Source organism: Paraburkholderia sp. DHOC27 (assembly GCF_003429005.1).
Taxonomy (GTDB): domain Bacteria; phylum Pseudomonadota; class Gammaproteobacteria; order Burkholderiales; family Burkholderiaceae; genus Paraburkholderia.
Window position 1 is genome coordinate 184 of sequence record NZ_QVQV01000011.1, and the last position, 14211, is coordinate 14394.

General features: G+C 61.2%; 12 protein-coding genes and 1 pseudogene. 3 read left to right on the forward strand and 10 right to left on the reverse strand.

Annotation, left to right across the window (positions count from 1 at the left end; all coding sequences use genetic code 11):
• Window positions 1-158 precede the first annotated feature (158 nt).
• Both D0B32_RS28525 and D0B32_RS28530 read left to right on the forward strand, forming a co-directional pair.
• Window positions 159-1367 (forward strand): site-specific integrase, encoded by a 1209-nt coding sequence (locus D0B32_RS28525; protein WP_117337683.1) that lies wholly within the window; start codon window positions 159-161, stop codon window positions 1365-1367.
• 328 nt (window positions 1368-1695) lie between these two features.
• Window positions 1696-1923 carry an AlpA family transcriptional regulator gene (locus tag D0B32_RS28530; protein WP_117337684.1) on the forward strand — a complete coding sequence of 76 codons (228 nt, stop codon included), beginning with the start codon at window positions 1696-1698 and terminating at the stop codon, window positions 1921-1923.
• 1136 nt (window positions 1924-3059) lie between these two features.
• On the opposite strand, the pseudogene D0B32_RS33255 reads toward D0B32_RS28530, so the two are convergent.
• Window positions 3060-3281 (reverse strand): annotated as a pseudogene (locus D0B32_RS33255) (hypothetical protein); the annotation flags it as partial.
• Window positions 3282-4084: 803 nt separating this feature from the next.
• Here D0B32_RS33255 and D0B32_RS28540 point away from each other — a divergent pair.
• A complete protein-coding gene (locus tag D0B32_RS28540) occupies window positions 4085-4654 on the forward strand; it encodes a hypothetical protein (RefSeq protein WP_404935612.1) in 570 nt (189 codons plus the stop codon).
• 16 nt (window positions 4655-4670) lie between these two features.
• Here the strand turns inward: D0B32_RS28540 and D0B32_RS28545 are convergent, their stop codons facing one another.
• The 9 genes from D0B32_RS28545 to D0B32_RS28585 form a co-directional block, all read right to left on the reverse strand.
• On the reverse strand, window positions 4671-5414 hold the full coding sequence (locus D0B32_RS28545) for an acyl-homoserine-lactone synthase (RefSeq protein WP_117337686.1): 744 nt from the start codon (window positions 5412-5414) through the stop codon (window positions 4671-4673).
• Window positions 5415-5578: 164 nt separating this feature from the next.
• Window positions 5579-6367 (reverse strand): LuxR family transcriptional regulator, encoded by a 789-nt coding sequence (locus D0B32_RS28550; protein ID WP_117337687.1) that lies wholly within the window; start codon window positions 6365-6367, stop codon window positions 5579-5581.
• Between the two features lie 321 nt (window positions 6368-6688).
• Window positions 6689-7615 carry a 3-oxoacyl-[acyl-carrier-protein] synthase III C-terminal domain-containing protein gene (locus D0B32_RS28555; protein ID WP_117337688.1) on the reverse strand — a complete coding sequence of 309 codons (927 nt, stop codon included), beginning with the start codon at window positions 7613-7615 and terminating at the stop codon, window positions 6689-6691.
• Window positions 7612-8673 (reverse strand): 3-oxoacyl-ACP synthase, encoded by a 1062-nt coding sequence (locus D0B32_RS28560; RefSeq protein ID WP_117337689.1) that lies wholly within the window; start codon window positions 8671-8673, stop codon window positions 7612-7614. The genes D0B32_RS28555 and D0B32_RS28560 overlap by 4 nt, the downstream gene beginning before the upstream one ends.
• Window positions 8670-9221, reverse strand: coding sequence for a GNAT family N-acetyltransferase (locus D0B32_RS28565; RefSeq protein ID WP_181969942.1), 552 nt, complete (start codon window positions 9219-9221; stop codon window positions 8670-8672). Before D0B32_RS28565 ends, D0B32_RS28560 begins: the two co-directional genes overlap by 4 nt.
• Window positions 9222-9279: 58 nt before the next feature.
• Complete coding sequence (locus D0B32_RS28570) at window positions 9280-10377, reverse strand: acyl-CoA dehydrogenase family protein (RefSeq protein WP_117337691.1); 1098 nt, start codon at window positions 10375-10377, stop codon at window positions 9280-9282.
• Between the two features lie 24 nt (window positions 10378-10401).
• Window positions 10402-11610 carry a pyridoxal-dependent decarboxylase, exosortase A system-associated gene (locus tag D0B32_RS28575; RefSeq protein WP_117337692.1) on the reverse strand — a complete coding sequence of 403 codons (1209 nt, stop codon included), beginning with the start codon at window positions 11608-11610 and terminating at the stop codon, window positions 10402-10404.
• Entirely contained in the window at window positions 11607-13238 is a 1632-nt protein-coding gene (locus D0B32_RS28580) for an acyl-CoA ligase (AMP-forming), exosortase A system-associated (protein WP_117337693.1), read from the reverse strand. The genes D0B32_RS28575 and D0B32_RS28580 overlap by 4 nt, the downstream gene beginning before the upstream one ends.
• 25 nt (window positions 13239-13263) lie before the next feature.
• Window positions 13264-14211: a ketoacyl-ACP synthase III family protein gene (locus D0B32_RS28585; RefSeq protein WP_117337694.1), complete on the reverse strand. Its 948-nt coding sequence runs from the start codon at window positions 14209-14211 to the stop codon at window positions 13264-13266.

Below are 14211 nucleotides of genomic sequence, written 5' to 3' on the forward strand. Positions count from 1 at the left end.
GAGATCTTCCCGGGACATGCCGTATCGTCCCAGAACGAACCCCGGAAGGCCGCCACATGGGCCTTCCGGGGTTTTTTCTTTTGCCGGACCTTCCCGCTTCATACCCCCCAATTGCAACCAGAAGTATGGGTAGTAGTATGGGTAGAAAGGAGGTCGACATGAGCACAAATCCGCGTTCCATCCACCGTCTTTCCGCGCTCGGCGTCGCGCGCCTGAAGAAGCCTGGCCATTATTGCGATGGCGGTGGTCTGTACCTTCAGGTGTCGGCGGCGCGTACACACTCATGGGTCTACCGCTTCCGGCGCAAAGGCCGGTTGCGTGAAATGGGGCTGGGGCCCCTGCATGTCGTCTCGCTTGCCGATGCACGCGAACATGCAGCGCGCTGCCGCAGGATGCTTTTCGAAGGTGTTGATCCGATCGAGGCACGCCGCGCCGAGCGCGCACAGCAGCTCGCGATGGCCGCACGTAGCCGGACCTTTGATGAGTGCACCAAGGCATTTATCAAGGCCAACCGCGCAGGCTGGAAAAACGAAAAACACGTCGCTCAGTGGGAAAACACGCTGGCCTCGTATGCTTCACCCATCATCGGAGCGCTTGCCGCACGCGATATCGATACGGCGCTCGTCGTGCGTGTGCTCGAGCCGATCTGGCAGACAAAGCCCGAGACGGCCAGTCGGGTTCGCGGACGCATCGAGTCAGTGCTCGACTGGGCTACGGTTCACCGGTACCGGGAAGGCGAGAACCCGGCACGATGGAAGGGCCATCTCGACAAGATCCTGCCCGCGCGCACGAAGGTGCGGAAGGTCCAGCACCATGCCGCTTTGCCATACAAGGACTCGTCCGTGTTCATGAAGGCATTGCGGGCGCAGGACGGCCTCGCGGCCCGGGCGCTCGAACTGCTCATCCTGACTGCAGCTAGGACCAACGAAGTTATCGGTGCTGTGCGCAACGAGTTCGATCTGGACGCGGCCACGTGGACGGTGCCGGCGGAGCGGATGAAGGCCGAACGGGCACACCGGATTCCGCTGTCTGATCCTGCGCTTGCACTGGCGCGCCGGCTGCTTGAAGAGACGGACGGGGACCTGGTGTTCCCGGGCGCGAAGAAGGGCAGGCCGCTGTCCAACATGGCCATGCTCACGGTTCTGCGCCGGATGAAACGCACGGGCCTGACAGTACACGGTTTTCGGTCGACGTTTCGTGACTGGGCGGCCGAGTGTACAGCCTATCCCAACGAGATGGCGGAGATGGCACTGGCGCACACCGTGGATGACAAGGTCGAGGCCGCCTACCGTCGCGGCGACATGTTCCAGCGTCGTAAACAGATGATGGACGACTGGGCGGCTTACTGTGCCGGCAAAAATAGCTGACCCGGGACTGCTCAGGAATGCTGGTCCTGGTCGACGAACGTCAGCGGCGACATGCTGCGTGTCGTAGTCCGTTCTCGCCGGTCGTTCTCATGTCGACCGGCGATGAAGGAAATAGCGAGGATTTTCTCCTCGACAGAAGGGTGTCGCAAGAAATGTCTTGTGGAGGTGGTTGAACGGGAACCGGTGGGAAGCCATGGGATGTCTCCCAGGGAGTTAATGGTTGCAATTCCCGCAATGATTCTCCTGACCGCGGCTTTGATGCGCCTGTGCACGTGCGTTAGTCTGGCAACGTCCAGTCGCATGCGACATCATCACGAGGGCCCGCATCATGAACGAGCACATTGGTGATCACAGAGGTACGAAAGCCCGCCTTGTTCGCCTCAGGGAGGTGCGCGCGCGGGTCGGGCTTGGCGCGAGTACAGTCTACCGCTACCTCGCGGCCGGCAGGTTTCCCAGACCTGTCGAGATCGGTGGCGGACGTGTAGCATGGATCGAGAGCGAAATCGATGAATGGATTGCGAGCCGGGCAGAAGCGGCGCGGCGCGGTTCGCGATAGCCTACTTGGTAGTCGCCGGAGAGGCTCGCAGCACTCGCAGCTCGGTCTGCCGACTAGTTGCACCTGGTGTGATCGCGACGTCGGTCGAGCAGATAGGTTGCGCCGACTTTGAGCGCGGACAGATCAACACCATCAGAAAGACCTACGACGATGCAACAACTTTTCGACGGCGCGAGGACGTGGATGACGAGGCGCGCGGCCTTCGGTGACCGTTACGTCGCAGCCTGCTTAGCGAGTAGCTCGCTAGGGCACGGCAGCGAGGGAGAACGTGCTGAATGTTGATGCATAGCGCCGGTTCGGTCTTCTATCGGGCGATGCAAGAGGCCGATGCTATCAGCTGGATTGCAACGTCACTGCCCGTCGAGAGAACGTAGCCGCCCTCCATTAGAGAACAACGGCTCGTACCGTGTGGGCGCTGCCGTTCAAGACCGATGTTTCCCGTCTGGTTACACGTCGCGCGCCGCAAGATCGACATGGTTCAGTCGAAACAAATAAGTCATTAGAAAAGTTGGAAGCCCTGCCACCGATTGCTTTGGCGAACGCCAGGTGATCGCGGAGAGGAGGGGCTGTGGATGCTAACGCTCTTAGTGATCGAAGCGCGCTGAGTGCGCTAGGCGATTGCGGCACGGGGCAGCAGAACCAATCACGGACGTGAGCGCCATCTCAAAAAAGTCTGTATGTACGAGTGGAATCTTTTCCTCCCGGCCATCACCAATTGGTAACTGACAAGCCGGGGCATCAGAGTAGGGATCATTGAAGGACATTTTCCGCGATCCAGTGGACATGGCGAGTCAGCTCTAGTGGCAGTAATTCCCTTTTGCAGACGTTCTCTACACTGTGTAAGCGTAGCAGAAACTTGAATCGTTTCGGTATACGAATTACTGTTGAAATCCGGCTGGCTGCCATATTTCAATGCAGCGTGCGACGAACGAGACTCACCCGGTATTCCTTTTGCCGGCGCACCTATGCATTATGTTTCGCCTTATCCATCGCAGGATGAATGGCCTCCATCCTGCCGCGTATCAAGCGTCTGTCGCCGACCGTGTCGCCGGTCGTCGGATTGCCCGCATTCGCGAACTCTTGCCTGGGGACGCCGATCAGTTATTGCCAGATACCGCACACATCAAGCCGATCAACTAGCGCATTTCCATGTCACCGTTGCACGCGAACTGCAGGTCGTCTTGCGTGATGGCGTAACGCCTGCACGGCACGCTGTTATGCATAAGTGCACGATATGTCATGCCTGGCTTGGACGTCACGCGTATTGATGTGCGGGTCTCTGGATGAATGTCGGCCACAATCTCCCGCAGTACGAGTTGGTGAAGTGCGTAGGTTGCCGCTGGATGCGCTGCCTCTGTCGCATAACCGTTTTCTCACGCTTCCCTGATCTCCATCATCTCAGGTCCAACAGCATGGTATGGGATGAGTAACACCCGCTCGAGAAAGCGCGCGGAATCCGCTTTGAGAACCTGGTCCAGTAACGCAGCCCTTCATCGAGCTCGCTTCGATCTGGCGCGTGCAAAAGCGTTGGTGTGTTCCAGAGTATCGCTCCATGGCCTGCGACAAATCGGACCGCTCCAGATCTCGATCCACGGCATGACAGGCGTCAAAGTTTTTCATCGTTCTAGATCGAAGCACGAGACGGCTGTTATGAAATGTTGCAAGCGGCATGGCTCAATTCGGCAATCGGGGACAAGTAGAAGAATTTTGTATCCTCCATTGGACGATGTTCGGACAGCGCCGCATCGTCAAGACTATGTTCCCTGAATGCATACATTATTGGAACCATGTGCATTATCTTTTGCCGGCGACGCCCGATCGCGTTTGCTGTGTGGCTAGTCGAAAGCCGACGCAGAGCGTTTGCGGACGTGGCGTAGACAGCACAGACGCGCGATTCACGCGAAGCAGCCATGACCCTCAATGACCGAATCCGAATATCCAATTCATTCCGATCAATTCGGACACAACCTGCTTTCTTTCGCAGTTGATATTTCGTCTGAGAAAAACGAAAAAGGAATTATATGCATGAGCCCTGACATGGATTGCCGTGCGATACAGCCGCGAGCGAGCCCCACGGAAATGGACAATTCCTTCCATCTCGTTCGGATGCCGGGAAGTCGCGTTCTCGAAACAATGCACATGCGCATTTGAGGCAAGCAAAATGATGAAAGAACTCAATGCTTGGACGGCGGATCGCTCGGAGGACCGCTTCCCGGTGCCGCCCACTCAGGGCACCCTCCATACGCGTCTGCTTCGGGCGGAAGCCGAGATCGGCCGGCTTAACAGGTGCGTGGAACTCAGGGACAGGCAGCTCTGCGAGCTTCGCAAGGCACTTGCCCATTCAGCGACTATTCATTATTCGGTGGAAGACCGCCTGCAGCGTGAGCTGGATTCACTGAGAATCATGATGCCTGCCGAAAAACTTTACGCACAGTGTCACCGCTGCACCTCCGGCCGGACAGAAAATGCCATCGTGATAACGCTGCCTTACGTGACTTCCATACTGTCCGTTCTGTTCGATGCCATGCGCACGTTCTGGGCGGACTGCGATCGCGATCATCCACCGAAGTCTACGATCGTTGCGCGCGCGATTGACGAGCGCTTGGGCCTGAATTCACAGGCGAATGGAGAGGCATCACGTAGCGGTCAGGCGTATGCATCGGCGATCAGACCAGACTGGATGAAGGAGGCCGACAACCGGCACCATTGTCGGCCAGGCGGGGTGCGCTGATGTTTTGGTCGGTACGTTAGATAGCCGGGCGCGCAGGAATCGTTCGTTTGCCATCAGCAGTGAATGGTGCAATGTTCCCAGACTCGGCCGAAGATGGTCGGGGCACGTGCGGTCGGACCGGCGTGCCGTGCTCGGGAAGACAGGGATGTCCGAAGAACGAAATCGAGTTCAACAGAGCGTCCGGATCGCATTGGATTTTCTGGAAGGTAGTGGCATCGATATCGATTGCGCATGCAACGATATCAGTGTGGTCCGGCGACGTGCCTGCGCCGATATCGTGCAGATCGAGTCCGAAACGTCGGTACAGCCGCGCAACGGAGCGCGAGACGACACCGATCACTCGTGTCGCGCCGAACGAGATGGCGAGTGCCATCGCATAAGGAAACAACGACATGCCCGAGGTTGAACCGGTGCGGTGATCCGGCAGCCCTGAACCCGCGAATCGCGACATCTCCCATACCGAAGGCGACGATGGCGGGAAATCGGGACCTGCAAGTTCCGGGAATACATCGCGAAGCAGATAGGGGCCAGTTGTGGGCATCAACCGCGCACATCCGCAGACCTCGCCGTCGAGGGAAAGTGCAACTAGATGGACCGTGGCGCTTCCGTCGAATGCATCCCACTCGCTCAAGGCATCGTGGGGCACGCCAGGTATTTCCCAGTGCAGGCGCTGGACAAAGACCTGGTGGCGAAAGGTTCCGAGACGGTGACGGATAGATGATGGCAGGTCTTCAAGCCTGCCGGCGATGATTGATGACATGAGCTCCTCCTGGTGTTAGCCGTCGACACGAAACTATCAGCGGCTCCGTGACCCAGAAACCCGGAGCTTTCGGAGGGGTGGCAGGCAAATCTGCGCGCACGCTTGTCCGTGCGCGTTCGGCGCAGCGGCGCGGGAATCTGGTTGTGGTACCGGGAAAAAGCGATTCAGGGTTTGATGATGCCCTGCACGGTGGCGTGGACGGCGGCGGCCGTCCTGCTGTGAAAGTTGAGTGCCTCCATCGCGCCTTCGATGTGGTAATCAACGGTATAGCGGGAGCGCCCGATGATCCCAGCGATTTCGACCGAGGTTTTTCCACGGGCAACCCAGGTCAGGCATTCGAGCTGACGTCGTGTAAGCAGATGTGCCGGTCTTTTTGCATGTAACAGGGCGAGGCGATGTAGTTCGTAGTGAAACTGCGCGCTGACCAGATATGCCATCCGTAAAATGATGGCGTCGTTGACGGAGCGCAGAGGGCCGGACAGGTTGAACAGCAGGATACTGCCATCGGACTGATGGACGGGGATGCTGAGTCCTGCGGGTAACCCTGCCTCTTTTGCTTCGTCAAGCAGAAGACGTTCGGCTTTACTCAAGCCGACAATGTCGTGCCACCGGTAAGGAGCGGACTGGATGAACGCGGCCCGGTGAACAGGGTCGGTGGACGCGTAATCGCGTCCTTGGTAATACCGCACCCATTCTTCGGGGTAATGGGCGCCGATCATTTCGAGCGCCGTTCGGTGCGGACGGGTCGAGCGGCTGCGCGTAACACGGCTGATCACGTAATGCGGGAAGCCGAGTGTGCTGGCCGCACTGCCGAATGACTCAACGAGCGAAGGAATGTCGGTGGCAGATGCAAGACGCATCACCAGCGCTGGTGCACCGGGCAGCACATTTTCAGGTGCAGGTGATGGACTGCTCTGGAGCTCGTTCGAACGGCGTCGACAGACATGTGTCATCTTCGTCACCCAGGTGCTGTCCCGCACAATCCGGAACCCCGTCTGTCACACTAAAAGCACAGATATCCGTGCCACGATAGTAAGTCGACACACGCTTTCCGGGAATGAAGAGGCAGTCAAAGGATCGCGTACGACTGCCGCAGGCGCGGCGCTCCCAGTGGCGAGCGGAGACCTGCCGAGGGCTAGGCCAACCGCATCGAGCGGTTTTTTTATTATAGTCTGTAGATTGCTGCACGCTGGTTCACGGTGCACATTTTGGGAGGGCAGAGCAGGACAGGGTTTTAGCGGACGACTGAAGAGCAAGTCAACCCTCCGGGCGAACTAGCGGACCAGCAGCGCGGCAGCCGAAAACCCGCCTACGCCGCGTGCAAAAAGCAGGAACGGCCTGCCAGGAATGAGGCCGTCGCAGTCGGCCAGATTGATGAATGCGTCGCTGACGGTAACGTGACCGATCCGGGCAAAATTGTCGGCGAAAAGCCGGTCCTGGGGGATCCGAAGCGAGTCGAGCAGGCGGTGCCACGCAGGCAGATCGAGGTGTTGGGGCAGGATCCTCTGGATGTCGTCCAGTGTGAAATGTGCCTGCTGCACGGTGTGGGTGATCAGTGTGCGCGCCGTGAAGAAGTTCTGCGCCGCCAGGCGCGGTTCGTCATTCGCCAGTACCCCACGCCAGCCCTGGCCGCTGGCGTGCGTCGCGATCGCGACCAGGCGGTTGACGGCGGCGTCGCGCTCGATGAATGCAGCAAACGCACCATCACCCAGAATTCCTTCGGCTTGCATTAACCTTTCGGATTCGAGTGGCATCACGTCGGCGCCGACAAGCAGGACCCGTTTTATGTGGGGCCGGGCGATGAACATCGCGCGAATCACGCGCAGTGCGCCAAGTGCGGATGCACAATGTTGCTGCGCGAACGAGAAAGCTTCAGCGTTGGTGAAGCCGAACCGGTCACAGAGCAGGCCGGGTAGCGACTGAGGTGGCGGTGCAACGCTGCCCTGGAGCGTGTGTACGTAGACGATGCAGTCAACTTCACCGGGTGGGATACCGGAGGCGAGCAGAAGACGCTGGATCGCGCTGGCCGCGAGTCCAATTGCGCTCTGCCCATTCGCATTGCGGTAGTAACGCATCCCGGCCTGCTCCAGATTCTGCACCGTGGAGAATTTTTGCCGGGTTCGCTTTCCCCAGAAGCGGACTTCGTCAATGTGTTGGGGAAGATGGCAGGCGACGTGCGGTATGCCGAGATCGGGGATCATGAGACGGACCGGACATCGTCCTGCCGATAGCCGAAGGGCATGCCGCGCGCCACCAGAAGCGCAGTGCCGACAAAACCGCCGATGCCATAGCTCCAGAGCAGGATGTGGTGGGGTCGAAGACAGGTGGCGCGACGGAGCGTCTGCGCAAGTCGCACGATGGATTCGGCTGTGCCGAGATGAATCCCGACCTCATGCTGCGCCCTGGCATCTGGCCGGCCGACATGTTCGCGTACGGCATCCGCGAGCGACGGTATGCCCGGGTGCCCGACTATCTCATCAATTTCACCGTGACGAAGGCCATGTCGGGCGAGGGAAAAGTCAATCATCGATAGCAACGTGAATGTCCTGGCATCGGGGACGCCGGCGGTACGTCGACCGATGTCGACGGGAACGTGCCGGGCTGCAGCATCGAGCAGGTACAGGCCGTCTGTTCCATGGTCGGCTCGTTCGACGAGCAGCGCGCCGGCGGCATCACCGTGGACCATATGAGGTCCGCACATTCTGGAAAACGGTGGAGACCACTTCTCCGCTGCGACGATCAGTATCGTGTGGACGTCCGGCTCAGCGATGAGCAGATCGGAAGCAAGCCGCAATGCAGTGAATGGCGACACACCATGCTGCTGGGAGACTGAAAAAGCAAAGCAGGGTGATCCGATTTCGGCACACAGACGCCCCGCAACCGTGGTCGAAACGTGCTCATCGGGAGTGCTGTGGCAGAACATCGCGACGTCCACGGGGCGCGCCCCATGCGGCCGTACCGAACAGATTTCGCTCGCCACTTTGGCGGCGAGTCCTGCCAGATCGGTCCCGGTTTCGACCGGCACCGCGCAGGCCGGGTCGAGTGGCAGAAGATCGGGAAGCACAGGTAGAGAATCACTTGCTTCCCCGCCTGGCCACGCCTCGAGCCAGTGCCCGTAGTTGGGATGCCATGACTTCACCCACGCATCCCAGCCGGAACGCCCAGTCGTGCGCAGTGACGACTCAATCGCCGTCCATTGGGACAGCGGTATGGCGTCTGGCACCCAGGCCGTCACTGCGGTGATGACGGGCAGGTTCATGCGCGATCCCCGGCTGACCCGGAGCCGTTGGAGAGATTGGCTGGCAGCAGATCATAGAGGACGCGCCCAAACCGCGATCCATGCATGACGTGGCAATCGCGCTGCAGCCCGATGAGGCGAAAGCCGATGCGTTCGAGCAGACGCCGGGAGCGTACGTTGCTGTCCACAGCCCACGCAGTGATGCTGTGCAGCCGGCCGGTTTCGAACGCCTCGCGGAGGATCTCCGTGGAGGCGAGAAGCGTCATGTCCGTGCATGCCGGGCGCCGGCTGTCGCGCAGTACCCAGAACGAGCCGGTGCCAAAAGCATGCGTGAGATCACTGACGGCCACAAGTCCGCTGGGGACGTTGTGGCCTTTGGGTCCGAAGACGCGGAGACGGTGTCGACCGCTTTGCATCATGAGTTGAAGAGCGAGTACGGGAAGCGCCTGACGACCCTGCCCGAAGTCGAACCACCGGTTGATGTCCGGATCGGCGAGCCACGCAGCGATGTCATTGACGTCATTACCGTCGGGTTCACGAAGCCAGCATGAACCGGATTCTCCGCCCATCTGGCGGGATCCGTCAGTCTGGTGTGCGGGTTCTGCCGACGGACCCTGGCTGCTCACGTTAAATCCCCTGCTGGCGAGTGTCGGGCGCAGTGAGCACGCGTAGCCCGGCTTCGAGCTTCAATAGCAGCATCGCAAACCAGTGCACCGTCTGGAAGCGTGCGGCTGGCGGCAGCCCCTGCACGTAGCCATGGCCGCCGCAAAGCTGCACAAGCTCCCGCACAGTATCCAATGCCTCGGTGGCAACGTGGCGGGCCATTGACCGTATGGTTTCGATCAGCGCGCGCGTGTCCTGTGCTCCGACGGACCGGAGAAAGAGGTGGATGGTGTGGGCCGATATGAGCATGTCGGCGAGCCGTACGGCGACGAGCTGATGTGCGGCGATCGGCTTGTGAAACGTCTGCCGGGAAGCGCTGTAGGCAAGGGCGAAGTTCACGCCGTGCTGGACGGCGCCCGAGAGCAGCGCAGCGAGGTAGGTTGTAGCATCGAGAAACCACTGGCGTACCGGATTGCCTTCCGGGGTTGTGCCCTCGGGCACGACCAGACGCTGCACATGGCCGGTTGACGCTGTGGTATATCGCTCGATAGAAAGTGCACCGGGCAGGGCAACGGCGAGCCCCTGAGTGCCCTGTGTTGCAGGCAGCGTGGCGAGCACGAGCTGCGGACGTTCACCGTCCATCCGGACCATCATTGCCTGCGAGCATGCGTGCTGGCGCAACACCCAGAAACCCGAAGCATCAACGTCGGGGATACCCGGTGCAACCGATGTTGTGCCGTCGAAGTAATGCTGGATATTCCGATCAGGTAGCAGGTCAAGCGCATTGAATTCGCGTAGCGTCATCAGCGCGGCACTGCTGAGTGTCAGCTCGGCGGCCCGCTCGAGCGGGCCTGCCGCGAACTGTTCAACGACAAGTGCAAGGTCGTGCCGGCTGATACCCATGCCGCCCATCTGTTGCGGCAGGATCATGGTCGCGAGGTCCAGCGTCGCGGCGAGCCGGACCGTTTCGCCCCACCGGGCGGAATCTGGCTGATTACCCAGCAGTGGCTCGAGGCGATCACGCGTAAACTGTCCTGCGGCCGTAACCAGGCCCTGCTGGTCGTCGTTGAGTGTCCAGGATCCCGGTGCGAGGTCCGCGACGACGGATTCACGGAATGGCATGACGTTTCTCCGGATGTTGTGGTTTCACACGAGCATTTCCACGGGTTCGGGATGGCTGAGGAAATGCACCGGACTCGCCGAGCGGCCATAGGCACCCGACTGCTTCACCACCACGAAATCCCCGATGTGCGCGTCAGGAAGTTCAACGTCGTCCGCGAGACGGTCGAGCGGCGTGCAGAGGCACCCGACCACGTGACACCGCTCGCGTGGTTCGCCGTCGGGACGGTTCCCGATCACGACCGGAAAGTTGCGGCGCAGGACCTGGCCGAAGTTGCCGGAGGCCGCCAGGTGATGATGCAGTCCGCCGTCCGTGATGACGAATGTCCTGCCGCGCGACACTTTCCGGTCGATGACACGGCACACATAGATGCCGGCCTCGCCCACGAGGTAACGCCCAAGTTCGAGGATCGGCGTCGCTCCGGGCAGACGTTCGCAAAGCGGTGGTAGCCAGTCGTGCATGGCTTCGCAGACCGCCTTTACATCGAGCGATGTCTCGCCGGGAAAGTAGGGGATGCCAAAGCCGCCGCCGAGGTTCATGAACTGCGGCGGTTGCGGCAGACCGCTGGCGAGGCGAAGGATGAGGGCTGCACTCTGGCGCTGGGCCTCGATGATGGTTGGCGCATGCAGGCATTGCGAGCCCCAGAAGATGTGGAAGCCGGCGAGCGCGACTTCCCGCGTTTCGAGCTCGCGCAGCAATGCCGGCACCTGATCGACATCGACGCCGAAGGGCGCCGCACCGCCGCCCATGCGCATGCCGCTGTGTCCGACATGAAAATCCGGATTGACGCGGATCGCCACGTTGGGCTGCACGCCCAGCTCCCATCCGAGCGCGGTAACAAGCCGCAACTGGGTTTCCGACTCGACGTGAACATTGACACCGCTGGCAACTGCGCGGCGCAGGTCGTCGTGAGACTTCCCTGGCCCGGCAAAGCCGATTGTGTCCGCAGCGGCGCCGGCATCGAGCGCCAGCGCCATCTCCTGCGCAGAGGCAACATCGAACCCGTCGACCCGTTGGGCCAGGTAGTGGATCACGGCGGGCATCGGATTCGCCTTGATCGAGTAGTGCAGCTGCATGACGGACGGCAGCAGGCTGCGCAGTTTTCGCACGCGGGTGTCGATTGCAGAGCGGTCGTAGGCGAAGAACGGCGTACGCCCGGCGCGGTCGGCCAACTGGCGCAAGTCGATGCCGCCGAACTGCAGCCCGGGGGGCCGCCTGATGAAGGTGAGGCTCATGATGGTTTATCCCCTGAATCGCGTGGGAGCGAGGTGAGCCCGGACGACGCAACGCCGGATGATGCAATCTCGACACGCAGTGCTGTCCGGTCGAATTTCCCGTTGGGATTGCGTGGAATATATGGATAACTAACGATGTGTCGCGGAACCATGTAACGCGGCAGGTGCTGCGTGCACCAGTTGCCTAGCGCTTCGACGTCTGAATCACCGGTCAGGACGACGAGTAGCACTACGGCTTCGCCCAGCACGTCATCCGGGATGCCCAGCGCGACGGCTTCCACGACAAGTCCACTTGCGTGGACCGTTTCCTCGATCTCCTCCGGACTGATCCGGTAGCCGGAACTCTTGATCTGGGCGTCGTTGCGGGCGATGAAATAGAGAAAGCCTTCGGCGTCGAACCGTACGAGGTCCCCCGACCACACCGCCATATCACGTGCGGCGCCACCCGGCTTTGCCTCAGGAGAAGGGCGGTAGCGTTGCGCGGTGCGTACCGCGTCGTTCCAGTAGCCGAGCGTGACGCATGCGCCGACATGCACGAGTTCGCCTGCTTCGTCTGGGGCGCACGGCGTACCGTCTTCATGGACCACGAGGATCCGCGCATTGGGCACGGCCTTGCCGATCGAGTCGGGCCGACGGTCAACCTCGGCAGGGTCGAGGAAGGTGGAGCGGAACGCCTCCGTCAACCCGTACATCAGGAAGGGTGTGGCCCGCGGAAACAGCGCTCTCAGCTTCTGCAGGACAGGCAGTGGAAGGCGACCCCCGGTGTTCGCGAAGTAGCGTAGGGTATTGCGCGCCCCGTCTGGCCAGCTTGCGCCCGTGAGCTGCATCCATAATGGCGGTACACCGGTGATCGCGGTGATGTGTTCGCGCTCGCACGCGAGGACAGCATCGTGCGCCGTGAGGTAGTTCAGCAGCACCGCTGTCGCACCTGCCGACCAGGCCGAGGTCAACTGGCTGAGGCCCGCATCGAAACTCAGGGGCAGGACGGCAAGAATGCGGTCCGACGGATCGTGCCGCAGATACTCGGCGACGCTCCAGGCGCCTTCGAGCAGGTTCCGGTGGCTGAGCATCACGCCCTTGGGCAATCCGGTCGAGCCGGATGTATAGAGCAGGGCTGCGAGGTCGGTGTCGATGCATGTTGCAGCCGGGGCCGGCATCGGCGCGTCGTCGGGGCTGGAGATCGAGTCTGGCCAGCGGTGAACCCTGAGCCCGGTCGCCTGATCAGAAGGAGCCGGGTCTGGTTCGTCTACGAGAATGACATCGGACGCCGGCGCAACACCCGTAGCGGCCAGGGAGCGGGCACGCAGCGCAGTGGTCACGAGGCACCGGGCGCCGCTGTCACGAAGCACATGAGCCACCTGGTCCGGTTTCAGGAGTGGATTCACCGGAACGAATACGCATCTTGCGGCACAGGCGCCGAGCATCGACACCACGGTCTCGATCCGTTTGTCGAGAAAGATGGCGACGCGTTCGCCTGGAGCCACGCCGAGGGAAGACAGGACCTGTCCGAAAGCATGACTGCGCTGCAGTAGCTGGCGGTAGGTGAGGCGCACATCGCCGCAGACCAGCGATGGCGCATCGGGTGTGCGGCGCGCTGCCGACTGGACAAGATCGAGGAGGTTTCTCATGGCCGGGTAGCGATCAGGTTCGGGATCAGTGGCGGATCACCATGGCGCCAAAGCACCCGGCAAGTCCGCTGGAGAACAGCAGGGAACAGGAGCCCGGTTGCCCGCGTGGCGCGGAGTGGAAGTTGATGAACGGATCGGCACCGAACACGTGGCCGATGCGGCCGAAGTTCGCTGTGTAAAGACGTTCCGGTGGTACGGACAGCATGGCCGTGAGGCGTCGCCAGCCGGGGAGGTTCACATGGTGAGGCAGAATATGGACGAGCTCATTTCCGGTGATGCCTGCCTGTTCCAGTGCCGCACGCATCGTCGTAAATGCCGACCAGTAGTAACGGTCATCCGGTACGGGCTGAAGGTCATCGTCGGTGCCGCGGAAGTAGCGACCGTCGGTATAAAGGTGCAGCCCCACGATGCAGTTGCGGTCGGTGCCGCGCTCCAGCAGGATTGCGCACGCCCCGTCGCTATGTAGCGCGAGGTCTTCGATGGCGCGCAGATGGTCACAGCCCGAGCCCATCACATCTGCACACACGACAATTGCCCGTTGGATGGGGCGACCTGCGAGGGTGAGCACGCGCAGCACGCGGATGGCGGCCATCGGTGAGACGCAGTTCTGCTGCATCACCGAGAAGGCGAGTGCGCGCTCGAAGCCCATACGGGACTGGATGAACGCGGCAGTACCGGCGGGCGGCGCCATGACACTGCTCTGGATGGTGTGGGTGTAGATCAGGGCATCGATGCTTGCCGGCGTCGTGCCGGTATCTTCAAGCAGGGCGGAAACCGCTTCGCATGCCAGTGTGACGGGTGAAGCTGCTGCGGCGTCGTGGAACTGCTGCACCCCATTCCTCAGCAGTGCGCTCGTGCGAGCCTCGGGAAGTCCGCAGCGACGGACCCAGGTGTTCGCATCGACCGTCTGGGCCGGAAGGCTGAATGCGATGCCGGACAGCGATAGCAGGCAAGGGGTTGGGCGCGCAGGCAT